The organism is Streptomyces sp. NPDC088817 (assembly GCF_044750345.1).
GTDB lineage: Bacteria > Actinomycetota > Actinomycetes > Streptomycetales > Streptomycetaceae > Streptomyces.
Genome location: NZ_JBIVJN010000011.1, coordinates 245,093 through 268,175, shown reverse-complemented (window position 1 = coordinate 268,175; position 23,083 = coordinate 245,093). Strand labels below are relative to the sequence as shown.

Here is a 23,083-nt window from a genome sequence, read left to right as displayed (position 1 = left end):
GTCTGAAGGCCTACGCCACCGCCTCCCGCGCCTCCTCCGCCCGCTGCTCGTACTGCGTCCGGTACAGCTCCGCGTACCGGCCCCCCGCCGCCAGCAGTTCGTCGTGGGCTCCGCGTTCGACGATCAGTCCGCCCTCGACGACCAGGATGAGGTCGGCGGTCCGCACCGTGGACAGCCGGTGGGCGATCACCACCGCGGTCCGGCCCTCCAGAGCCTCGGCCAGCGCCTCCTGGACGGCCGCCTCCGAGGTGTTGTCGAGGTGGGCGGTGGCCTCGTCGAGGATGACCACCCGCTGGCGGGCCAGCAGCAGCCGGGCGATGGTCATCCGCTGGCGCTCGCCGCCGGACAGGCGGTAGCCACGCTCGCCGACGACCGTGTCGAGGCCGTCGGGCAGGGAGCGTACGAGGTCGTCGAGGCGGGCCCGGCGCAGGGCGTCCCACAGTTCCGCGTCGGTCGCGGCCGGGCGGGCCAGCAGCAGGTTGGCGCGCACGGAGTCGTGGAAGAGGTGGCCGTCCTGGGTGACCATGCCGAGGGTGGCCCGCAGGGACGCGGAGGTCAGGTCGCGTACGTCGACTCCGCCGATGCGCACGGCGCCCTCGTCGACGTCGTACAGGCGCGGCAGCAGTTGCGCGATCGTGGACTTGCCGGCGCCGGAGGAGCCGACGAGGGCGACGGTCTGCCCGGCCTCGGCGCGGAAGGAGACGCCGTGCAGGACCTCGGCGTGGCTGCGGGTGTCGAGGCCGGCGACCTCCTCGAGGGAGGCGAGGGAGACCTTGTCGGCGGACGGGTAGCCGAAGCGGACGCCGTCGAACTCCACGGCGAGGGGTCCCCCGGGCACCTCGCGCGCGTCCGGCTTCTCCTCGATCAGCGGCTTGAGGTCGAGCACCTCGAAGACCCGTTCGAAGCTGACCAGGGCGCTCATCACCTCGACGCGCGCCCCGGCGAGCGCGGTGAGCGGCGCGTACAGGCGGGTCAGCAGCAGGGCGAGCGACACGACGGCGCCCGGCTCCAGGGTGCCGCGCAGGGCGAAGTACCCGCCGAGGCCGTAGACCAGGGCCAGCGCCAGCGAGGACACCAGGGTGAGCGCGGTGATGAAGGCGGACTGCGCCGTCGCCGTACGGACGCCGATGTCCCGTACCCGGCCGGCGCGGGCCGCGAACTCCTCCGACTCCTGCTCGGGGCGGCCGAAGAGCTTGACCAGGGTGGCTCCGGGGGCGGAGAAGCGCTCGGTCATCCGGGTGCCCATCGCCGCGTTCAGCATGGCCGCCTCCCGCTGCATACGGGCCATCCGGCTGCCCATCCGCCGGGCCGGCACCACGAACACCGGGAGCAGTACGAGCGCGAGCAGGGTGATCTGCCAGGACAGGGTGAGCATCACGGCGAGGGTGAGCAGCAGCGTGACCACGTTGCTGACGACCCCCGAGAGGGTGTTGCTGAAGGCCCGCTGGGCGCCGATGACGTCGTTGTTGAGCCGGGAGACGAGCGCCCCCGTACGCGTGCGCGTGAAGAACGCCACCGGCATGCGCTGGACATGGTCGAACACCGCGGTGCGCAGATCGAGGATGAGTCCCTCGCCGAGCGTGGCCGAAAGACGTCTGCCGAGCACGCCGAACGCCGCCTCGGCCACCGCGATCAGGGCGATGAGCAGGGCCAGCCGTACGACGGTGCCCTGGTCGCCGCGGGACACGATCACGTCGACGACGCGTCCGGCGAGCACCGGGGTCGCCACCGCGAGCAGCGCGGTCACCACCCCGAGGGCGACGAACCGCGCGATACGGCGGCGGTGGGGGCGGGCGAACGCGCCGATGCGGCGCAGCGTCGCACGGGCGAACGGGCGCCGCTCCTGCTGGGCGGTCATGACGCTGTGCAGCTGCGTCCAGGCGGTGGTCTCCATACTCATGAAGGAGAACCTAGAACCTCAAGCTTCGTTGAGGTCAATGTGCGCACCCCGAAGGCTCCGGCGACTCCGCCTGTCCACCCGCTTCCCGCTCGTAAGGCGCCGTCCTCGGTTCCGCCACCCGGCGTTGACGCGGCGGGGGGAACCTCTTCGGATGTGACCCCGGATGCGACAGCGGTCGAACTCCCCGTCCCCGATCTGCGGCCAGGAAGGCTTCCACGGCGCCTGCCCGTGCGCCAGGTGCTGTGCCTGCTGCCGGTGCTGCTGGTGGCGGTGGCCGCGGTGCGGCACCGGTCGGTGCTGGCCGAGGGCTTCGCGCACCTGCGGACCGCCGAGTGGCCGTGGCTGCTGGCCGCGGTCGGCACGACCTGTCTGACCTGGGTCGCGGCGGCCGTGACCCGGCAGGGCGCGGTCGTGCAGCGGTTGCCGAGACGGCGGCTGCTCGCCACCCAGTTCGCGGCCGGCGCCGCCAACCACCTGCTGCCGACCGGCCTCGGGGCGAGCGCGGTGAACCTGCGGTTCCTGACGGTGTGCGGGGTCTCCCTGGCCCGGTCCTCCGCCGCGCTCGCGCTGTACATGCTCGCGGAGAGCATCGCCCGGCTTGCCCTGCTCGCCGCGCTGCTGCTCGCGTTCCCGGACGCGCTGCGGCTCGGCGGCCTGCTGCCCTCGGGCATGGCCGGTCCGCTGCTGTACACCGTGGGCGGGGTCCTGATCGCCGCGACCGGGGTGGCGTTGTGCGTACGGCGGCTGCGCGCGGCGGTGGCCGCGTTCGTGCGCACGGCGCTGAGCGAGGCACGGTCGGTGCACGCGCGTCCGGCGCGGGCGCTCGCGCTGTGGGGCGGCTCGCTGGCCTTCCCTGCCCTGCAGGCGGTCTCCCTGGTCGCGGTGGGGCGGGCGCTGGCGCTGCCGGTGCCGTCCGTGTACATGGCGCTGGCGTATCTGGCGGCCACCACGGCGGTCGCGCTGGTGCCCACGCCCGGCGGGATCGGTTCGGTGGAGGCGGCGCTCGTCGTGGCGCTGGTGGCGGCGGGCGGGCCGGCCGTGGTCGTGACGGCGGTGGTGGTGGCCTACCGGATCATCACCGTCTGGCTGCCGCTGCTGCCGGGGGCGCTCACGTTGGGGGCGCTGGTCCGGCTGAAGGTCATCTGACCTCTCCCCCTCCCGAGGCTCCGGCACCGGCCCGTACTCCCGTCTCCCGCGTGAGGTGACCGAGGAGTAACCTGCCCGTCCCAGCACGCAGCAGGAGGTCGACGCCATGCCGGTGCGGATCGAGCGCCAGGGGTACGTCACCACGGTCGTCCTGTCCCGGCCCGGCGCCCGCAACGCGGTGGACGGCCCGACCGCCGCCGAACTCGCCGACGCCTTTCGCAGGTTCGAGTCCGACGAGGAGGCCAGGGTGGCCGTGCTGTGGGGCGAGGGCGGCACGTTCTGCGCGGGCGCGGACCTGAAGGCGGTCGGGAGTGAACGGGGCAACCGGGTCGCGGAGGACGGCGACGGGCCGATGGGGCCGACCCGGATGCGGTTGTCCAAGCCGGTGATCGCGGCGGTGGCCGGACATGCCGTGGCGGGCGGTCTGGAACTGGCGCTCTGGTGCGATCTGCGGGTGGCGGAGGAGGACGCCGTGTTCGGAGTGTTCTGCCGCCGCTGGGGCGTGCCGCTGATCGACGGCGGCACGGTACGGCTGCCCCGGCTGATCGGCACCAGCCGCGCCATGGACATGATCCTCACCGGACGGCCTGTCCCGGCCCGCGAGGCGTACGAGACGGGCCTGGTGAACCGGCTCGTGCCCACGGGCCGTGCCCGCGCCGAGGCCGAGTCGCTGGCCGCCCGGCTCGCCGGGTTCCCCCAGGCCTGCCTGCGTGCGGACCGCGCCTCGGTCCTGGAGCAGGAGTCCCTGGACGAGTCGTCGGCCCTGCGCGGGGAACTCCGGCACGGCACGGGCGTTCTGGCCGAGGGCCTCCGGGGCGCGGCCCGGTTCGCCGCGGGTGCGGGACGGCACGGCTCGTTCGCGGACGACTGAGCCCGCCCCGCGGAGACGGCCGAGCGCCCCTTCCTGAGAAGAGTGAGCCCGCCCTCCCGATCGGGGGCGGACCCCTGTCGAGTCGGGGGCCGTCACGAGATATCTTGATGTCGAGCAATGTTGCAGACGTGGAGCGGAGCACCCGGTGACTGACTCGACCATCATCTACACACACACTGACGAGGCCCCGGCCCTGGCGACGTATTCCTTCCTGCCGGTGGTCCAGGCGTACGCCTCGCAGGCGGGTGTCACGGTGGAGACGCGTGACATCTCGCTGGCCGGGCGCATCATCGCCGTGTTCCCGGAGTACCTCGCCGAGGACCAGCGGATCCCGGACGCGCTGACCGAGCTGGGCGAGCTCGCCAAGACGCCCGAGGCCAACATCATCAAGCTGCCGAACATCTCGGCCTCGATCCCTCAGCTCAAGGCCGCGGTCGCCGAGCTCCAGGGCCAGGGTTACGCGCTGCCGGACTACCCGGACGCCCCGAAGACCGACGAGGAGCGGGTGATCCGCGCCCGTTACGACAAGGTCAAGGGCTCCGCGGTGAACCCGGTGCTGCGCGAGGGCAACTCCGACCGCCGCGCCCCCGCCTCGGTGAAGAACTACGCCAAGACCCACCCGCACCGCATGGGCGCCTGGACCTCCGCGTCCCTCACCAACGTGGCGACCATGGGCGTCGACGACTTCCGCTCCACCGAGAAGTCCGTCGTGATCGCCGAGGACGGCGCGCTGCGCATCGAGCTGAAGGGCGACGACGGCTCCACCACCGTGCTGCGCGAGTCCGTGCCCGTCCTCGAGGGCGAGGTCGTGGACGCCTCCGTGATGCGCGTCGCCGCGCTGCGCGAGTTCCTGACCGCCCAGGTCGCCCGCGCCAAGCAGGAGGGCGTCCTGTTCTCCGTGCACCTGAAGGCCACGATGATGAAGGTCTCCGACCCGATCGTCTTCGGTCACGTGGTGCGCGCCTTCTTCCCGAAGACGTTCGCGAAGTACGGCGAGACGTTCGCCGCGGCCGGCCTGACCCCGAACGACGGTCTGGGCGGCATCTACAAGGGCCTGGAGAACCTGCCCGAGGGCGCCGAGATCAAGGCCTCCTTCGACGCCGAGCTCGCCGAGGGCCCGGAGCTGGCCATGGTCGACTCCGACAAGGGCATCACCAACCTGCACGTCCCCTCCGACGTGATCGTCGACGCCTCCATGCCGGCCATGATCCGCACCTCCGGCCACATGTGGGGCCCGGACGGCCAGGAGCACGACACCCTCGCGGTCATCCCGGACTCCAGCTACGCGGGCGTCTACCAGGCCGTGATCGACGACTGCCGCGCCCACGGCGCCTACGACCCGTCGACCATGGGCTCGGTCCCGAACGTCGGCCTCATGGCGCAGAAGGCCGAGGAGTACGGCAGCCACGACAAGACCTTCGAGATCCCGGTCACCGGCACCGTCCGCCTGGTCGACCAGGCCGGCGACGCCGTGCTCGAACTGACCGTCTCGGCCGGTGACATCTTCCGCGCCTGCCAGACCAAGGACGCCCCGATCAAGGACTGGGTGAAGCTGGCCGTCACCCGCGCCCGCGCCACCGGCGACCCGGCCGTGTTCTGGCTGGACGAGGGCCGCGCCCACGACGCCAACCTGATCGCCAAGATCAAGCAGTACCTGCCGGAGCACGACACCGAGGGCCTGGACATCAGGATCCTGTCCCCGGTCGAGGCGACGAAGCTGTCGGTGGAGCGCATCCGCCGCGGTGAGAACACCATCTCGGTCACCGGCAACGTGCTGCGCGACTACCTCACCGACCTGTTCCCGATCCTGGAGCTGGGCACCAGCGCCAAGATGCTCTCCGTGGTCCCGCTGATGGCGGGCGGCGGCCTGTTCGAGACGGGCGCCGGCGGCTCCGCGCCGAAGCACGTGCAGCAGCTCGTCAAGGAGGACTACCTGCGCTGGGACTCCCTGGGCGAGTTCTTCGCCCTGGTGCCGTCCCTGGAGCAGTACGCCGAGGCCACCGGCAACGCCCGCGCCAAGGTGCTCGCCGACACCCTCGACCGGGCCACGGCGACCTTCCTCAACGAGGACAAGTCCCCGACCCGTCGCGTCGGCGGCATCGACAACCGCGGCAGCCACTTCTACCTGTCCCTGTACTGGGCGCAGGAGCTGGCGAAGCAGACCGACGACGCCGGTCTGGCCAAGGCGTTCGCACCGCTCGCCGAGAGTCTCGCCGCCAACGAGCGGAAGATCGTCGACGAGCTGGTCGCCGTCCAGGGCAAGCCGGCCGAGATCGGCGGCTACTACCAGCCCGACCCGGCCAAGGCCGCCCAGGTCATGCGCCCCTCGGCCACCTGGAACGCGGCTCTGGCCGCCCTCTGAGACGACCCGGGCGCCGGCACCCCGCCGGGCCCGGCGGTCCTCACCGCTCCGCCCCGACCGGCATTCCGCCGGCCGGGGCGGAGCCCTTTTGTGACGGCTGTGTGTCGTCCCCGCTCCGGCGCTGGTGCGCCGCTGGAGCCCTGTGCTTACCTGTTCGCATGATCGCGCTCGTGAGCCGCCGCCACGTCGACTACGGACGTGTCACCAGCATGGGTTGTCGCCTCGCCGGCTGACCTGCCCCGAAGCCCACAGGCAACTCTCCTTCCTCTCGCCTCCCGCGGGTCCCGCACGCGCTTCCGTCTGCCCGGGACACCCCTGGTGCTGTGACCGGCACGCCGCGCCCGGGACCCGCGGCACATCCGTGGCCTTCCGCGCCACCGCACTTCGTACGAGGAGCACCATGAGCGACCCCACGCAGCCCATCGACGCCGTCACCGCAGGTCACACGCCCGACGAGGCGTCCGCCGGGCCCGACACCTCCGCCTGGTCGTTCGAGACCAGGCAGGTCCACGCCGGGGCCGTGCCCGATCCGGCGACCGGCGCGCGGGCGACGCCGATCTACCAGACCACCTCGTTCGTCTTCCGGGACACCCGGCACGCCGCCGACCTGTTCTCGCTCGCCGAACCCGGCAACATCTACACCCGCATCCACAACCCCACCCAGGACGTCTTCGAGCAGCGGATCGCGGCGCTCGAGGGCGGGGTCGCCGCGGTGGCGCTGTCCTCCGGGCAGGCCGCGGAGACGCTCGCGCTGCTGACGGTCGCGCGCGCCGGCGACCACGTCGTCTCCAGCACGTCGCTGTACGGCGGCACCTACAACCTGTTCCGGCACACCCTGCCGAAGTTCGGCATCGAGGTGTCGTTCGTGGACGACCCCGACGACCCGGACGCCTGGCGGGCGGCGGTCCGCCCGAACACCAAGGCGCTGTTCGCAGAGACGCTGGGCAATCCGCGCGGCAACGTGCTGGACGTGCGGGCGGTCGCCGACGTGGCGCACGCGGCGGGCGTGCCCCTGATCGTCGACAACACGGTGCCCACGCCCTACCTGCTGCGCCCGATCGAGCACGGCGCGGACGTCGTGGTGCACTCGGCGACCAAGTTCCTCGGCGGGCACGGCACCGCGATCGCGGGGGTCGTGGTGGACGGCGGCACGTTCGACTTCGGCGCGCACGCCGACCGCTTCCCGGACTTCACCGAGCCCGACCCCAGCTACCACGGTCTGCGCTACTGGCCTGCACTCGGGCCCGGCGCGTTCGCCGCCAAGCTGCGGGTGCAGCTGCTGCGCGACCTGGGCCCCGCGCTGTCCCCGCACTCGGCGTTCCTGCTGCTCCAGGGCGTGGAGACGCTGAGCCTGCGCATCGAGCGGCACTCCGCCAACGCGCAGGCCCTCGCGGAGTGGCTGGAGCGGCGCGACGAGGTGTCGGCGGTCCACTACGCCGGACTGCCCTCCAGCCCCTGGTACGAGGCGGGGCGCAGGTATCTGCCGCGGGGCGCGGGCGCCGTGGTGTCCTTCGAGCTGCGCGACGGGGTCGAGGCGGGCAAGCGGTTCGTGGACGGGGTGGAGCTGTTCAGCCATCTCGCCAACATCGGCGACGTACGGAGCCTGATCATCCACCCGGCGTCGACCACGCACAGCCAGCTGGACGAGGAGCAGTTGGCGGCGACCGGGACCGCGCCGGGCCTGGTGCGGCTGTCGGTCGGCATCGAGAGCCTCGTGGACCTCAAGGCCGATCTGGAGGCCGGCTTCCGCGCGGCCAAGGCGGCGTCCTGAACAGCGTGCTCGCCTCCCCCGCCAACGCGTTCCCCCGCCCGCCGGCCTCCGGGGCCTGGCGGGCGGGGGACCCGCCGGGGCGCCGTCGGTGGCACGCGCTCGACAGGCCGCTGCCGCTGGAGGCGGGTGGTGAACTCCCAGGCGTGCGGCTGGCGTTCGAGACGTGGGGCCGCCTGGCTCCGGACGGCTCCAACGCGGTGCTGGTGCTGCACGCGCTCACCGGTGACAGCCATGTCGCCGGGCCGGCCGGGCCCGGTCATCCCACGCCGGGCTGGTGGGAGGGGCTGGTCGGGCCGGGCCGGGCGCTGGACACCGACCGGTGGTTCGTCGTGGCGCCGAACGTGCTGGGCGGCTGCCAGGGCAGTACGGGACCGGCCTCGCCGCGGCCCGGCGGCGGGCGGTGCTGGGGCGGGGCCTTCCCGTTCGTGACCCCGCGGGACCAGGTGGCGGCCGAACGGCACCTGGCGGACGCCCTCGGCGTCGAGAGGTGGGCCCTGGTGGCCGGCGGCTCGATGGGCGGGATGCGGGCGCTGGAATGGGCGGTGTCGTACCCCGAGCGCACGGGCGCGCTGCTGCTGCTCGCCACGACGGCGGCGGCGAGCGCGGAGCAGATCGCCTGGGCGAACATCCAGTCGCAGGCCGTCCGCGGCGACCCGCACTGGCGCGGCGGCGACTACCACGACACCGGCCTCGGACCGCACGCCGGTCTGGGGCTCGCGCGTCGGCTGGCCCATGTCACCTACCGCAGCGAGCCCGAACTCCAGCTCCGTTTCGGCCGTTCGCCACAGGGCGCGGAGCATCCGTGGCGCGGCGGCCGCTACCAGGTGGAGTCCTACCTCGACCACCACGCGGGCAAGCTGGTGCGGCGGTTCGACGCGGCCAGCTACGTCGTCCTGACCGAGGCGATGAACGCCCACGACGCCGGCCGTGGCCGGGGTGGTGTGCGCGCCGCCCTGCGCCGGGTGACCGCTCCCACGGTGGTGGCCGGGGTCGACTCCGACCGTCTCTACCCGCTCGTTCAGCAGGCCGAGTTGGCCGACGGCATCCCGGGCGCCGACCGGCTCCGGGTGATCGAGTCGCCGTACGGCCACGACGGCTTCCTGATCGAGACGGAGCAGGTGGGAGGGCTGGTCCGGGAGCTGCTGGGGGCGGGCTGAGCCGCGTTGTCAGTGGGGTGCGGCAGGATCAAGTGTGGCCATGGCGCCGAGATGCGCGTGGCGACGCGAAGAGAGACAGGAACAGCAGCATGCACGACACCCCGCCGTCGTTCGAACTGCTGCCCGGCGCCGCCGAGTCGCCGGTGATCCTGCATGTGCCGCACGCGGCGCGGGCGATACCGGCCGCCGTCCGGGCCGGGATCGTGCTGGACGACGCGGAGCTGGAGCGGGAGCTGGACCACATCACCGACGCGTACACCGACCGGATCGCCGAGGCGGCGGCCGGGCTGGCGGGGCTGACCCCGTGGCGGTTCGTCAACCGGCTGTCGCGGCTGGTGGTGGACCCGGAGCGGTTCCCGGACGAGCGGGAGGAGATGCTCGCCGCCGGGATGGGCGCGGTGTACACGCGGACCACGCACCGGGAGGTCCTGCGGCCCTCGGGCACCGACCCGGAGCCGCTGATCGAGCGGTACTTCCGGCCGTACGCCGAGGCGATGACGAAGGCCGTCGCCGACCGGCTGGCCGCCACCGGGCGTGCCGTGATCATCGACGTGCACTCCTACCCCGGCGCCGCGCTCCCCTACGAGCTGCACGGCGAGGGCCCGCGGCCGCCCGTGTGCCTGGGCACCGACTCCTTCCACACCCCGCCCGAGCTGACCGGGCTCGCGCGGGCGGCGTTCGCGCGCTGCGGCGGAACGGGCCTGGACAGCCCGTTCAGCGGCGCCTACGTACCGCTGGAGTTCCACGGCGAGGACGCCCGCGTCGGCGCCCTGATGGTGGAGATCCGGCGGGACACGTACATGACCGAGCCGGGCGGTCCCGCCGGTCCGGGGCTGGACCGGCTCGCCGGGGCACTGGCAGCCCTGGTCGACGGTCTGGTCCGCTGAATCCGGCGGGAGCCCGCACCGCGTGTCACGCGGTGCGGGCTCGGTCAGGGCGACACGGACCCGGTCACGCCCGCAGCCACTCCGTGACGACGACCTCGGCGCCCGCGCGCAGCCGCAGCGCGAACGGGCCGGAGGGCGGAGCGTCGCCGCTGAACCGGCCCAGTCCGTCGGCGGTGAGCGCGGGGACCTGCCGTCGCGGGCCCGCCAGGACCTCGATCCGGGCCGGCTGCGGCGGCATCACCTGCCCGATCAGCCCGTCCCCGGTGACCTCGACGTCCACGGTCAGCTCACCGGCCTGGAAGGTCAGCATCCGCGGTGTGTCCGTCGCGCCCCGGACCGGAAGGGCGTCGACCAGCGAGTCGAAGGTCAGCTCGGCGATCCGTGCGTCGAGGTCGCGCAACGCGAATGCCTCGATGGCGAGTTGACGCAGGTCGTGGGGCACCGGGTCGAGGATCGCGACGGCCTGCCGCAACTCCTCCTCCAGCAGCTCCGCGGCCATGTCCTCCTCGTCGGACGTCCCGTCCCCGAGGGGGAGTTCGTCGCCGGTGCGGTCGTCGTGGTTGTTGCCGCTCACACTGTCCCCCGTGCGTCGAGTCGTGCGCGCAGGCGCCGCAGACAGCGCTGGCGCAGTGGTCCGATACTGCCCACGGCGACGCCGAGGGCCGCTGACACCTCCTGGTAGCTGGGCGGCGGCGAGGCGATCAGCACCCGCAGCAACTGGCGGCAGCGGTCGCCGAGTTTCTCGAACTCCTGCCACAGCCTGCGGATCCGCTCGCTCTGCGCGGCGGCCTCCTCGGAGTCGAGCAGCGACTGCTCGGGCGTGCGGTCCTCACTGACCCGGTCCAGCAGTTGCGGATCGCTCGTCACCGTCAGCCGGCTCAGGCTCCTGAGCGTCTTCAGGCACTCGTTGCGGGCGGTGCTCGCCAGCCACGAACCGGCCTTCTCGGGTTCGCGGATCCGCCCGAGGTGCTGGGCGAAGCGGAACCACACGGTCTGGTAGATGTCGTGCCCGTCGGCGTCCGAGAGCCGGTGCGCGCGCACCACCGACCACACCAGCGGGCTCAGCCCCTCCACCAGTGCCTTCCAGGCCGCCGCGTCACCGTCGACGGCGGACTGGACGAGCACGCCGACCTCTGCGCGATCCACTGACTCACCCCTCGAATACGGCAAGTCATCGTACGCCGTGGAGGGGAGGGTTCCGGACCTCATGCCGACGGGGTGAGCCGGACGACGGGGACCGGGCGCCAGGTGGGCGGGCGCAGCGCCGGGACGTGCGCCCCGCGTACTTCCGCGTACTCGGTGTTCGCCTCCAGCAGTTGGCGCCGGGCCGCGCGCGGGTCGCGCTCCTTGTGCGCGCTCATGTGTGCCGCGATCATGCCCGCCGCCACCGGAGTGGCGAAGGAGGTGCCGCTCCACTGCGCGAAGCCCTCGAACACCACCCGGTCCGCCTGCGCCGGCCGGCTCTGCTCCGCCTCGCTGAGCACTCCGGTGTGCCGCGGTGACTGGCACGTGCAGGCGTAGGCGAAGCCGAACCGGCAGGCCTCGTAGGTGGAGTGCTGGTAGACGTACGGCACGGGCGTCTCGAAGCCGGTGAGGGCGCTCGTCAGCCGCTCGCCGGGGGCGTACACCCGCACCCAGGAGCCGTGGTTGCTGAAGCAGGCGCCGTACTCGCCGTCACCGCGCAGGGCGCCGACCGACAGCACGGACTCCGTGAAGCCCGGCAGGCCGGCGTAGGCCGCGGGCCAGAACGGGGTGCCACTGGCGTTGTTGCCGGCGGCCGCGACCAACAGGGTTCCGTTGTCGCGCAGTTCGCGCATGAATCCGTCCAGTCCGAGCAGTCCGTCGGTGCGGCCGTTCGGGGTGCCCGCGGACAGGCTGAGGATGTCGGGCCAGCCGCCCGCGTCGACGGCTTCGAACAGCCGGTGGCCGAAGTCGGACTCCAGGATGGCGCCGGCGTCGTTGAGGGTGCCGCGCACGGTGATGTCGGTGTTCGGGGCGACGGCCGCGACCAGTCCGGCGATGAACGTGCCGTGTCCGACGTACTGCTGGAGAACGCCCGCGTCGTCGGTCTCCCGCTCCTGCGCGTCGCCCTGGACGTGGGCCAGCGCCGGGACCGAGCGGTAGTCGTGCATGAGGCCGGTGTCGACGACGAGGACGCCGACGGCGGTGTCCTCGTCGTAGGGGGTCTCGGCGGGCGCCGGGTTGGGGCCCTCGGCGAACGGGGCGGGCACCGGCTCGTCGCCGGGGCAGGCGTTGACGGACGCGATCGACACCACGTGGTTGCGGCTGACCAGCCGCCGTCCGGTTCTGCCCTCGGGCTCGCGCAGGGCGCGCAGCGCGTGCGTGACGGCGAGGTCGCCGCCGCGGTCGCCGCGTCCCGGGTCGCCGACCTGGATACGGGTGACTCCGGTGCGGTTGGTCTCCGGGCCCGCCCGGCGGACACGGTCCGCGGTCAGGTCGGGCGCCGCCGCGAAGTGCGCGCGGACGGTGTCCTCGACCATCCGGGCCTCCTCGCCGTCGCGGGCGAGTACGACGCCCTTCTCGTAGCAGAACTCGGCCGCGTCGTCCGGGCCCATCGCCAGCGGCACGTCCGGCATCGAGCGCTGGATCTGGGCGAACTGCTCGCGGAATCGCTGAGGTGCCATGGCGTGCCCTCCGGTTGGTGCGACGGTCGTCAGTCTGAGCCATGTGGCTCTCCCCTGATACAGCGCCGACGGGTGTGCGCCGGTTCCAGGGGCCTCACCAGGCCACTACCATCCGACAGGTGACAGCGGGAAGCGACTCGGTCCTCGAACTGCTGCCCATGGTGTTCGCCGCGCCCGGCGAGGCCCTGGCGCGGGCCCGCGGGCTGCTGGATTCCGCTCCGCCGCCGCTGCACGGATCCGTGGCGCACCAGGTGATCGGCATCTGGCAGCGGGACTTCGGCGACACACGGCTGGCGCTGCGGCATCTGCGGCGGGCCCGGGACCTGGCGGCGCGCGCCGACTCGGCAGAGCGGGAGGCCGACGTACTGGCCACGCTGGGGGTCGCGTTGGTGCACGCGGGGCGTACGCGGCAGGGTCTCGCGGCGTTCGAGCGCGGGGTCGCGCGCGGGGCGGGCCACACCCGGGCGCGGGTGCTGTTCCGGCGGGCGTACGTGTGGTGGGTGCTGGGCCGCCATCGTGAGGCGCTGGAGGACGTACGGAGGGCGATTCCCGTACTGCGGCAGGCGGGCGACGTGATCTGGACGGCGCGGGCGCTGACGCTGCGGGCCACCGTGCATCTGGCGCTGGGCGCGGTGGAGCGCGCGGACGCCGACTTCACCGCGGCTCAGACGCTGTGGGACACCACCGGCCAGGAGCACGACAAGGCCGACGCGGTGGAGAGCCGGGGCCTGGCGGCGTTCCGGCAGGGCGACATCCCGGCGGCGCTACGGCTCCTCGACGAGGCGGAGGAGCGGTACGCCGAGCTCGGCACGCCGACGTTCATGCTGGACATCAGGCGCTGCGAGGTCCTGATGGCGGCCGGTCTCGCCCCCGAGGCACTGGCCGGGGCGGACGCGGCCATCGCCGAACTGGACGGTATCGGCGGGCAGTCGACCCGCAAGGCGGAACTGCTGCTGGCCGCGGCCCGGGCCGCTCGTCTGGCGGACGACCCGCACACGGCGACCGCGCGCGCGGCGCTCGCCGTGCGGCTGTTCGCGGGGCAGCGGCGCGCCTGGTGGGAGACGCACGCCCGGCTGGTGCTGATCGAGGCGCGGGTGGCCGACGGGCGCCGCTCGGGGCGGCTGGTCGCGGACGCCGCGGCGGTCGCCGAGCGGCTGGCCTCCTTCGGCTCGCCGGCCGCGCCTGAGGCGTCCCTGCTGGCGGGCCGTATCGCGCTCGCCCTGGGCCGGCCCGCGGACGCCGAGAGCCACCTCGCGGTCGCCGCGCGCAGCCGGTTCGGCGGGCCGCCGCTCGCCCGGATGACGGGCTGGGCGGCGCAGGCGCTGCGGGCGCGGGCGGCCGGTTCCCGCCGCGGCGTCCTTGAGGCGTGCCGGCGCGGGCTCGACGTCCTCGACGACCACCGGATGACGCTGGGCGCCTCGGAGTTGCGGGCCCGCGCGACCGCGCAGGGCGCCGAACTGGCCGCGCTGGCCCAGGAGGCGGCGCTCGCCTCCGGTGAGCCGCGGCGGCTGCTGGTGTGGAGCGAGCGCTGGCGGGCCACCGTGCTGTCCGCGCCGCCCACCCGGCCGCCCGCCGACCCGACTCTGCTCAGCGGGCTGACCGCCTTCCGCGAGATCGCCGCCCGTGCGCAGGACGCCCGCCAGGACGGCCACCCGGTGCCCGCCCTGGAACGCGAACAGCGGCGCCTGGAACGGGAGATCCGCTCGCGCACCCTGCGCCTGCGCGGCGAGGCGCCCGGCGGCGGCGACCGGTTCGGCCCCGGCCGGCTGCTGGCTCGGCTCGGGGACGCGCGGCTGGTCGAACTGGCCGTGCTGGACGGGCGGGTGCACGTGCTGCTGTGCGGGGAGGGACGGGTACGGCGCTTCGAGGCCGGGCTGCTCGCGGACGCGGTGACCGAGGCCGAGCACGTGCAGGCCGGACTGCGACGGCTGGCCCATCCGGGGGCGGCGGCCCGGCTGCCGCTGGTGGAGGCGGCGGGGCGCCGTCTGGAGGAGCTGCTGCTCGGACCGGCCGCCCGCCGACTGGGCTCCGGACCTGTCGTGGTGGTGCCGCCGGGCTCGCTGCACCGGGTGCCGTGGGCGCTGCTGCCGTCGTTGCGGGAGCGGGTGCTGAGCGTGTCGCCGTCGGCGAGCAGCTGGCTGCGCGCCCACGAGACGCAGCCGCCTCCCGGAGGCCGCCGGGTGCTGGTGCGCGGGCCGGGTCTCGCGACCGGGGGCGCGGAGGTGCCCGAACTCGCCGACCGCTACGGCGCGCCGACCGTGCTGGAGGAGGACGAGGCGCATGTGTCGCGGGTGCTGCGGGAGTTGGACGGGGCCGCGCTCGCGCACATCGCCGCGCACGGCACCTTCCGCGCGGACAGCCCGCTGTTCTCGTCGCTGACGATGGCCGACGGACCGCTGATCGTGCACGACTTCGAGCGCCTGGACCGCAGCCCGTTCCGGATCATCCTGTCCTGCTGCGACACCGCCCGCTTCGCCTCGGTCGGGGCCGACGAACTTCTGGGCCTGGTCACGGCGTTGCTGCCGCTGGGCACCGCCGGGGTGGTGGCGTGCAGCGCCCCCGTGAACGACGAGGCCGTGGTCCCCCTGATGCTCGCGCTGCACAAGGGCCTGGACGCCGGCCTGTCCCTGGCCGAGGCACTCCGCGACGCCCGCACCGCCCTTCCGGGCGACGCGACCCACCAGGCGACGGGGTGGGCCTTCGCGGCGTTCGGCGCGGCTTGAGACAGGCGGCCGGCACGGCTCGTGACGGTCGGACGGCACGGTTCACCGTGGAGCACCCGGGAGCAACCTGTGGCGGAACTGTGCATTGTCATGTTTCCGCCATGCACGATCATTCCTGTCGCCTCGCGCCGCGTGCCACTCTCCGCGGGTGCCGGACGGGCAATCCCTGTCCGGCCCTTCTTGAGGAGAGGGGTACGAGTGCGCACTTACTCCACACGCTCCACACGTGCACGGCGGACCGTCCTGGCGCTGGCCACGGCCTGCATCGTCGCGGTCATCCAGACACCGACCGCCGGCGCCGACCCGGGCCCGGCGCGAAATTCGTCCTCGGGCTCCGGTTCGGGGATGACCGGCGCCCACCACCACGGCAAACCCGACAAGGACCTGCCGGGCGCCGACAGAGCCCCGTCGTCCAAGGCCAGAGGCGCGGCGGCCAAGGCCGCCGCCCGGGTGAGCTGGAGCCGGTACGGCACCCCGACCACGGTCGTGCCGGAGGGCGACGGCACCGCCCTGGCGAAGGGGCTGCCGACCAGGCCCGAGCAGACCGCCCGCGCCTATCTGAAGGCCAACGCCGACCTGTTCGGCATCCCGGCCGCCCAGGTCGACGATCTCAAGCTGGTGTCGAGCACCCCGATCGGCAAGGGTGCCGCGGTGCTGCTCGCCCAGGAGGTGGACGGCAAGCCGTTCGCCCGGGACGGCCAGATCTCCGTGGGTGTCGTCGACGGCACCGTGGTCAGCGTCACCGGCGCCCTGGCCCCGGTCACCGGCACGCCGCAGCCGGCGACCCTGTCGGAGCAGGACGCCATCAAGGCCGCGCTGGCCGACGTCGCCCTGGCGCCCGGCAAGCTGTCCGCGGCGGACAGTACCGACAAGTGGCGCAAGTTCGAGGCTTCGGGACTGTCCGGACCGCAGCTCGTACGCCCCGTCGTGATCGCCGACCCCGACGGCACCGTCCGCTCGGCCTACCAGGTGCAGGCCGGTGCGGCCGGCGAGGAGCCGGAGCTGTACGACAGCGTCGTCGACGCCCGTACCGGCGAGGTGCTGGCCCGTCGGTCCCTGGTCGAGGACGGGGTCGCGGACGGCCACGACGGCAACCCGCAATGGAAAGTCTTCCCCTTCTCTCCCCCGCTGAACGACTCCTCCGCCGACACCCGCGAGACCTGGTGCTGGACGGCCGCGCCCGGTTGCGACCGCGTCATGAGCGACTCCGCGCCGGGCACTCCGCACCACGCCTGGGACATCGCCTCCGGTGAGGGCGGCGGCACCTACGGCGGCTCCTACAAGCTGGGCACCACACTGGGCGCCAACGCCTTCGCCAGCGACGGTCTGACGGCCACCGGGCGCAACTGGCTCGGCATCACCCCGGACGTGCGGGCCGACCGGGCCTACGACTACTCCTACACCGACGCCTGGCACGCCACCGGCTGCGACCCGAAGGTGCTCACCGACCCCGCGAAGCCGGACCGCGACGCGGCGATCGGCAACCTGTTCGCCCAGCACAACGTGATGCACGACTTCTCGTACCACCTCGGGTTCACCGAGAAGACGTGGAACATGCAGCACGACAACTACGACCTGGGCGGCAAGGGCGGCGACCCGGAGATGGGCGTGGCCCGCTCCGGCGGCAGCAACCCCGCCACCCGCAACAACGCCAACCAGAGCACCGGCGCCGACGGCGGTGTGGCGCTGACCAACATGTACCTGTGGCAGCCGCAGGCCGGGGCCTTCTACGGACGCTGCGCCGACGGCGACTTCGACGCCTCCGTCATCGGCCACGAGTACACCCACGCCATCACCAACCGCATGATCGGCGGCGGCACCTCCGGCATCTCCGGTACGCACGGCGGCTCGATGGGCGAGTCCTGGAGCGACCTGGTCGCCACCGAGCGGCTGATCGAGACCGGCGCGGTCCCGGACGGCGTGGACCCGTGGGTGGTCGGACCGTACGTGACCAACAACAACGAGCGCGGCATCCGCAACTTCGCCATCGACAAGAGCCCCCTCAACTACTCCAACTTCGGCTACGACATGGGCGGTCCGGAGGTCCACTCGGACGGCGAGATCTGGAACGCCGTGCAGTACGAGGTGCGTCAGGCGCTCGTCGGCAAGTACGGCGAGCCGGCCAAGAAGGTCCTCGCCTCGTGCGCGGCCGGCAAGACCTCGGTCGACGACTGCGGCGGCGGCCGGCGCTGGGTCCAGCTGATGTTCGACTCGTACCTGCTGATGGGCACGGGCAAGATCACCATGATCGACGCCCGTGACGCGATGCTCGCCGCGGACAAGATCCGCCATCACGGCGCCGACCTCGACGTCATGTGGGGCGCGTTCGCGAAGCGCGGCATGGGCATCGACGCCACCGCCACCTCGACCAGCGACACCCGGCCGCACGCGGACTTCGCCACCCCGACCGGCGTCAACGGCAACATCACCTTCAAGGTGGTCAACACCGGCGACGAGATCCCCAACGCCCGCATCTACATCGGCAAGTTCAGCGCCCGGACCACGCCGATCGCCGGCACCACGACCGACCTCGACAAGAAGGCGCTGTTCACCAAGGGCCACTACGACGCCATCGCGGTCGCCCCGGGCTACGGTCTGACCCGGTTCGACTTCCAGGTCGACGACGCCTCCAAGCAGACCGTCAAGGTGAAGATGCAGCCCAACCTCGCCTCGGCGGCGGCCGGCGCCACCGCGACCGGCGACGGGTTCAACGCGGCCAGGCTCATCGACGACGACGAGGGCACCAACTGGGCGTACGTCGGTGACAAGACGGGCACCTCGGTGACCGGCAAGGGCGTCAACGTCCACCTGGCCGTCGACGGCCCGACCAAGGTCCGCCGCATCCAGGTCAGCGCCATCAACCGGCCGACGGACAGCAAGGACCCGGGCGGCGACACCGGCAGCCAGAGCCGCTTCTCGGCGCTGCGCCAGTTCGAGGTCTCGGCCTGCACCCGCACCGCGACCGTCGACTGCTCCCAGCCCAAGCAGTTCCACGTCGTCTATCTCAGCCCGGCGGACGCGTTCGACGCGCCGAAGCCGCGCCCGGCGGCACCGGACCTCGTCATGCGCAGCTTCGACATCCCGGCGACCTCGGCCACCGACCTGCGGATCGAGACGATCACCAACCAGTGCGTGGGCAACCCGGCCTACGCGGGCAAGCAGGACAACGACCCGAACAACGTGACGGACTGCGCCACCGGTTCCCCGGCGGCGTTCAACGTCCGGGCCGCGGAGTTCCAGGTCTTCGAGAAGTGATCCCCCGGCGGCTCCGGTGCGCGAGCACCGGAGCCGCACGGCGGTGAAGCCCGGGCATCGCGGTGGTGCGACCCGGGCCTCACAGCCAGCCGCGGCGGGAGGCCTCCCAGGCGAGCTGCATCCGGGTCCGGACCCCGGCGAACTCGATCAGGTCGCGGATGCGGCGCTGGACGGTGCGCAGGCTCGTGCCGAGCTGTCCGGCGATGGCGGTGTCCGTCAGACCGGTGAGCAGCAGCGACAGCAGGAGCAGGTCCTCCGGCGGAGGGGTCCGGTCGGACTCCCTCTCGCCGACCAGCCCGTCCTCGGTGAGCACCAGCGGCGAGGCGCCCGCCCACAGGCTCTCGAAGAACGCGATCAGGGCGTCGAGCAGCGCGCCGGGCCGGACCAGAACGGCGGACGGCGGATCGCCCGCCGGGCCGCCCGCGTCCGAGGCGCGTGCCAACGGGGACACCAGCATGGCCAGTTGCCGGTCGGCGACCACCATCTTCACCGGAACCTCCGCGGCGACCCGGGCCTGTTCACCGCCCTCGACGAACTCCCGGATCCGGTACACCTCGGGCGGCACCTCCAGCGCCGACCGCTCGTACACCGCGCGGTACGTCACCCCCGAGGCCAGCAACTCCAGTTGGGTGTCGTTGCCGCGCGACGGCACCGCCACGTTCGGCGGCTTGCACAGCGCCAGGATCTCGGCCTGGGCGCCGCGCTGAAGCTGGTCGAACGTCCGGACCATCGCCCGCGCCCCCGTCACCGTCTCAACCGTCTCGGCCGAGCCCCGGCGCCGGGTCTGGTGACGGTACTCCTCGGTGAGCTTCGCCATCACCGAGCGCGCGGCCTGCAACTCCTGCTGCCGGCTGAGCAGCAGCGGACCGAGCGCCAGATCGGGGGGTGACGCACGGAAGCGGTGTGCCGAGCCCTCTGCGCGGCACACGAGCCCCTTGGCCTCCAGTGTGTCGAGGAGTCTGGCCGCCTCGCGTCCGGACAGACCGAGACGGCGGGCGAGTTGGGACGGTGTGGCCTCGGGCATCCTGACCAGGCTGCGGTACGCACGTACTTCCACGGAGTCGAAATTCGCGGTCTCGAACATGTCGCTCCTCTCCTCCTCCGGTCGTGCGCCGGGACCTCACCGGTACCGGCTCACGGCCGGTCGGAGCCGCCCTGAGGAGAAGATCTTGACGTGTCACCGTCCACTCGCGCCAGTACGCGAACGGCGCGGTCCGGCGCGTCCGAGGTGACCGGTCCGGCCCATCCGGCCGGGTGACGCGGGCCGGGCCGGGTGGGTCAGGCCGAGCGGGTCAGGCCGAGTGGGTCAGGCCGGCGAGAAGATGTGGTCGCTGATCAGCCGGGTGGCGCCGACGACGCCCGCGGCATGGCCGAGCTCGCCGAGGACGATCGGCAGGTTGCCGGTCGCCAGCGGCAGGGACTGGCGGTAGACCTGGGTGCGAATGCTCGCCAGCAGGTTGTGGCCCAGCCCGGTGAGCCCTCCCCCGATGACCACGAGGCCGGGGTTGAAGAAGCTGACCAGGCCGGCGATGACCTGACCGGTACGCCGTCCGCCCATGCGGATCAGCTCCAGGGACGCGGCGTCCCCGGCACCGGCGGCGGCCGACACGTCCTCGGGGGTCAGCCTTCCGGCCGCCTCCAGCCGTCCGGCCAGCTCCGTCGAGCGGCCGGACTGGGCGAGCGCGGTCGCGTCGCGGACGAGGGCGCTGCCGCCGAAGTACGCCTCGAGGCAGCCGATGTTGCCGCAGGCGCACCGCGGCCCGTCCGGGTCCGCCTGGATGTGGCCGATGTCGCCGGCGCTGCCGGTGACACCGCGGTGCACCTCGCCGCCGACGACGATTCCGCAGCCGATGCCCGTGCCGAGCTTCACGCACAGGAAGTCGCGTACCGACCGGGCGACGCCGGCCTGCTGCTCGCCCAGGGCCATCAGGTTCACGTCGTTGTCGACGAGGACGGGGCAGCCCAGTTCCTGGCTCATCGCCTCGCGTACGGGGAAGCCGTCCCAGCCGGGCATGATCGGCGGCGCGACGGGGACGCCCTCGGGGAAGCTGACGGGTCCCGGTACGCCGATCCCGGCGCCGTCGAAGTGCTCCGCCAGCCCCGCCTCGCGCAGTTTGCCGGCCAGGGCGAGCACTCGCTCGAAGACGGCGACCGGGCCCTCGCGCACGTCCAGCGGTTCGGCCATGTGGCCGAGGACGTCCAGCTCGGCGTTGGTGACCGCGACGTCCACGGAGGTGGCGCCGATGTCCACGCCGAGGAACCGCAGGGACGGGGCGACGCGGACGTTGTGCGAGCGGCGGCCGCCGCGGGAGGCGGCCAGGCCGTCCTGGACGACCAGCCCGGTCTCCAGGAGCCGGTCGATCTCGAAGGCGAGCTTGGAGCGCGACAGCTCGACCCGCTCCCCGAGGGCGACCCGGGACTGCGGGCCGAGGTCACGCAGGAGGCGGAGCAGCCGGGCCTGGTGAAGATTGGCCGGTCGAGCCGTCATAGACCTCACGCCGCCCCCGTCGTGGCAAGAACCGTACGCATGCCCGGCACAGGGGGGCACGACTTTGAGGAGGACCGTAGCACCGAGCCGCCACCGATGAAAGAAACTTGTGCACTGACGTGGGGTACTTTCATCAGCCGATGGACAAAGCCGTGCGCGGCAGTGTCCGGAGCCCGGTGCCGAAGGGGGCCCTGGCGGGCTTGTGGCGCGGCCCGCCAGGGCTCACGGTTCAGGCGGGGTCACCGCCCTGGCCGTGACTCACGCGCCGGAGGGCCCGCGGTTGGGCTTGCCCACGTCGGACTGGCCGGCTGCCTTCTTGATCTCGGCGGCCTCGCGCTGGTCGATGACGCCCTCGTCCCGCAGCGTCTGGACGACCTTTCCGACGTGCGACACGAACGCACCGTGGTTCTCCCAGGCCTTCTGGTCCTCGATCAGCTCGTTGATCGTGCAGCCGCCGGCGGTCACACGGTTGGGGACACCGGTGTTGATCGAGCCGACGAACACGGTGGCCCGGTCGTCCCTTTCAGGACAGTCGGACGGCGGCTCGCTGTCGACGACCGTCAGGGACAGCGACTTGGGCGTGGACGTGTTGCCGGCCTTGTCGGTGGCCCGGTGGAGGAGCGTGTGGCTACCGGCCCTGTCGATCACCACCGGTTCCGCGTACTGGAGATAGGGGCCGCCGTCGAGGGAGTACTCGATCCCGGCGACACCGGAACCGGAGTCCGAGGCGGACACCGTCACGGTCGCGCTGCCCACGTAGTTGCCGGACGCGTCCTTCGTCCCCGACACCGACGCCGACGTCTCCGGCGGCGTCACGTCCTCCGGCTCCGCCGCCACCACGGTGAACTCCACCGACTTCACCGCCGACGCGTTCCCCGCCTTGTCCGACGCCCGATACGCCAACACATGCGCACCGACCTCACTCACCACAACCGGCTTCGCATACGCGGTGAACGCACCACCGTCCAACGCGTACTCCACACTCGCCACACCCGACTCGGCATCCGAAGCCGACACCGTCACCGTCGCGCTGCCGACATAGTTGCCGGACCCGTCCTTCGTGCCGGACACCGTCGCCGATGTCTCGGGTGCGGTGGTGTCGCCCTCGTCGGGTGCGGGGGTGACGACGAGCTGGCCCGTCATCGACTGGTGGCCCGGCATCGCGCAGAAGTAGCGGTACACGCCGGGCTTGAGGACGACCTCGGCCGTGTACTTGCCGTTGTTGGAGTCGAAGGGGCTCGCCTGGATGTTGAGGCTGAGATCGTTGTTGTAGTCGGGGTTCGAGACGTCGAACGTCAACGTGTGCGGCATTCCGGTCGTGTTGCCGGTGGCCGCGCTGTTCTCGAACACGATCGTCGCCGGTCCCGCCACCGCGGTGGTGGGGGCCGACGTGTACTTCGTGTAGTCGTCGCCGGCCGTCCAGGTGAGCACCTGGGCCGCCGCCTTCTCCGACCCGCGGCCCACCGCCGCGTACGCGGCCGGCACGGCCAGCGAGAAGGCCGCGAAGACGACCGTCACCAGCGCCACCAGCACCGGGTGTGCGCGGAACCGTTTGCGTGGCGCCGATCCTGAGCGGGGCGGATCCGTCTGGGCATGGAGCAGTCTTCTGAACACCGCTGCACCTTTCGCGAATTCGCTTGTGCGGCACCGCGCAGGGACACTCGCGGTCCCGTCTAGTGGACGACCAGCCGCCGGGATGGAGCGCGTCGAGGGGGCCAGTCCCGCGGACCCGGCCTCTCGCAGGGTCACGCGGCCCCACCTCTCGCGGAGTGCGGCAACGCTGGGAAGCTACCGGGCTTTTGACGACCCGCCAAGGTCTATGGCCACAATCCAACCAACTTTGACCTGAGTCTGGAAAAACTGGAGGGGCGCCCGCTA

The 23,083-nt window shown here is 72.8% G+C and carries 14 protein-coding genes and 1 pseudogene; 8 read left to right on the top strand and 7 right to left on the bottom strand.

The window, feature by feature from the left end:
• Positions 1–10: 10 nt before the first annotated feature.
• The gene (locus ACIP4X_RS21940; RefSeq protein ID WP_401350127.1) at positions 11–1,894 is read right to left on the bottom strand and encodes an ABC transporter ATP-binding protein; all 1,884 of its coding nucleotides are present in this window, start codon (positions 1,892–1,894) and stop codon (positions 11–13) included.
• 234 nt (positions 1,895–2,128) lie between these two features.
• Here ACIP4X_RS21940 and ACIP4X_RS21935 point away from each other — a divergent pair, with 234 nt between their 5' ends.
• The 6 genes from ACIP4X_RS21935 to ACIP4X_RS21910 all read left to right on the top strand — a co-directional run bounded on the left by ACIP4X_RS21935 (position 2,129) and on the right by ACIP4X_RS21910 (position 10,094).
• The gene (locus ACIP4X_RS21935) at positions 2,129–3,046 is read left to right on the top strand and encodes a lysylphosphatidylglycerol synthase transmembrane domain-containing protein (protein ID WP_358737800.1); all 918 of its coding nucleotides are present in this window, start codon (positions 2,129–2,131) and stop codon (positions 3,044–3,046) included.
• Between the two features lie 106 nt (positions 3,047–3,152).
• Positions 3,153–3,917, top strand: a complete 765-nt coding sequence (locus ACIP4X_RS21930) for a crotonase/enoyl-CoA hydratase family protein (RefSeq protein WP_358737802.1) — start codon at positions 3,153–3,155, stop codon at positions 3,915–3,917.
• 145 nt (positions 3,918–4,062) lie between these two features.
• Positions 4,063–6,279, top strand: a complete 2,217-nt coding sequence (locus ACIP4X_RS21925; RefSeq protein WP_401350085.1) for an NADP-dependent isocitrate dehydrogenase — start codon at positions 4,063–4,065, stop codon at positions 6,277–6,279.
• Between the two features lie 400 nt (positions 6,280–6,679).
• Positions 6,680–8,050, top strand: a complete 1,371-nt coding sequence (locus tag ACIP4X_RS21920) for a bifunctional o-acetylhomoserine/o-acetylserine sulfhydrylase (protein WP_401350082.1) — start codon at positions 6,680–6,682, stop codon at positions 8,048–8,050.
• Entirely contained in the window at positions 8,047–9,207 is a 1,161-nt protein-coding gene (locus ACIP4X_RS21915; protein ID WP_358737820.1) for a homoserine O-acetyltransferase, read from the top strand. The genes ACIP4X_RS21920 and ACIP4X_RS21915 overlap by 4 nt, the downstream gene beginning before the upstream one ends.
• 89 nt (positions 9,208–9,296) lie before the next feature.
• Positions 9,297–10,094, top strand: a complete 798-nt coding sequence (locus ACIP4X_RS21910) for an N-formylglutamate amidohydrolase (RefSeq protein WP_401350079.1) — start codon at positions 9,297–9,299, stop codon at positions 10,092–10,094.
• Positions 10,095–10,158: 64 nt separating this feature from the next.
• On the opposite strand, the gene ACIP4X_RS21905 is transcribed toward ACIP4X_RS21910, so the two are convergent.
• The 3 genes from ACIP4X_RS21905 to ACIP4X_RS21895 form a co-directional block, all read right to left on the bottom strand.
• Positions 10,159–10,593, bottom strand: coding sequence for a hypothetical protein (locus ACIP4X_RS21905; protein WP_358737821.1), 435 nt, complete (start codon positions 10,591–10,593; stop codon positions 10,159–10,161).
• A 71-nt stretch (positions 10,594–10,664) separates the two neighbouring features.
• Positions 10,665–11,240: a sigma-70 family RNA polymerase sigma factor gene (locus tag ACIP4X_RS21900; RefSeq protein ID WP_358737809.1), complete on the bottom strand. Its 576-nt coding sequence runs from the start codon at positions 11,238–11,240 to the stop codon at positions 10,665–10,667.
• Positions 11,241–11,299: 59 nt separating this feature from the next.
• Positions 11,300–12,739 carry a S8/S53 family peptidase gene (locus ACIP4X_RS21895; RefSeq protein ID WP_358737811.1) on the bottom strand — a complete coding sequence of 480 codons (1,440 nt, stop codon included), beginning with the start codon at positions 12,737–12,739 and terminating at the stop codon, positions 11,300–11,302.
• A gap of 158 nt (positions 12,740–12,897) precedes the next feature.
• On the opposite strand from ACIP4X_RS21895, the gene ACIP4X_RS21890 reads away from it, so the two are divergent.
• Both ACIP4X_RS21890 and ACIP4X_RS21885 read left to right on the top strand, forming a co-directional pair.
• Entirely contained in the window at positions 12,898–15,462 is a 2,565-nt protein-coding gene (locus ACIP4X_RS21890; protein WP_401350123.1) for a CHAT domain-containing protein, read from the top strand.
• Positions 15,463–15,660: 198 nt separating this feature from the next.
• Positions 15,661–18,717, top strand: a complete 3,057-nt coding sequence (locus tag ACIP4X_RS21885) for a M36 family metallopeptidase (RefSeq protein WP_391454643.1) — start codon at positions 15,661–15,663, stop codon at positions 18,715–18,717.
• A 79-nt stretch (positions 18,718–18,796) separates the two neighbouring features.
• Here the strand turns inward: ACIP4X_RS21885 and ACIP4X_RS21880 are convergent, their stop codons facing one another.
• From ACIP4X_RS21880 to ACIP4X_RS21870, 3 genes and pseudogenes are all read right to left on the bottom strand, one after another.
• Complete coding sequence (locus tag ACIP4X_RS21880) at positions 18,797–19,801, bottom strand: helix-turn-helix domain-containing protein (protein ID WP_358730632.1); 1,005 nt, start codon at positions 19,799–19,801, stop codon at positions 18,797–18,799.
• 222 nt (positions 19,802–20,023) lie between these two features.
• A complete protein-coding gene (locus tag ACIP4X_RS21875) occupies positions 20,024–21,205 on the bottom strand; it encodes an ROK family protein (RefSeq protein WP_358730630.1) in 1,182 nt (393 codons plus the stop codon).
• 276 nt (positions 21,206–21,481) lie between these two features.
• Positions 21,482–22,738 (bottom strand): annotated as a pseudogene (locus ACIP4X_RS21870) (OmpL47-type beta-barrel domain-containing protein); the annotation flags it as partial.
• Between the last annotated feature and the right edge of the window lie 345 nt (positions 22,739–23,083).

What these genes read in the sequence shown, in the direction of transcription:
- ACIP4X_RS21940 (WP_401350127.1), bottom strand. Translation starts at nt 1,894, where the DNA reads ATGGAGACCACCGCCTGGACGCAGCTGCACAGCGTCATGACCGCCCAG.
- ACIP4X_RS21930 (WP_358737802.1), top strand. Translation starts at nt 3,153, where the DNA reads ATGCCGGTGCGGATCGAGCGCCAGGGGTACGTCACCACGGTCGTCCTG.
- ACIP4X_RS21920 (WP_401350082.1), top strand. Translation starts at nt 6,680, where the DNA reads ATGAGCGACCCCACGCAGCCCATCGACGCCGTCACCGCAGGTCACACG.
- ACIP4X_RS21910 (WP_401350079.1), top strand. Translation starts at nt 9,297, where the DNA reads ATGCACGACACCCCGCCGTCGTTCGAACTGCTGCCCGGCGCCGCCGAG.
- ACIP4X_RS21905 (WP_358737821.1), bottom strand. Translation starts at nt 10,593, where the DNA reads ATGGCCGCGGAGCTGCTGGAGGAGGAGTTGCGGCAGGCCGTCGCGATC.
- ACIP4X_RS21895 (WP_358737811.1), bottom strand. Translation starts at nt 12,739, where the DNA reads ATGGCACCTCAGCGATTCCGCGAGCAGTTCGCCCAGATCCAGCGCTCG.
- ACIP4X_RS21890 (WP_401350123.1), top strand. Translation starts at nt 12,898, where the DNA reads ATGGTGTTCGCCGCGCCCGGCGAGGCCCTGGCGCGGGCCCGCGGGCTG.
- ACIP4X_RS21880 (WP_358730632.1), bottom strand. Translation starts at nt 19,801, where the DNA reads ATGTTCGAGACCGCGAATTTCGACTCCGTGGAAGTACGTGCGTACCGC.
- ACIP4X_RS21875 (WP_358730630.1), bottom strand. Translation starts at nt 21,205, where the DNA reads ATGACGGCTCGACCGGCCAATCTTCACCAGGCCCGGCTGCTCCGCCTC.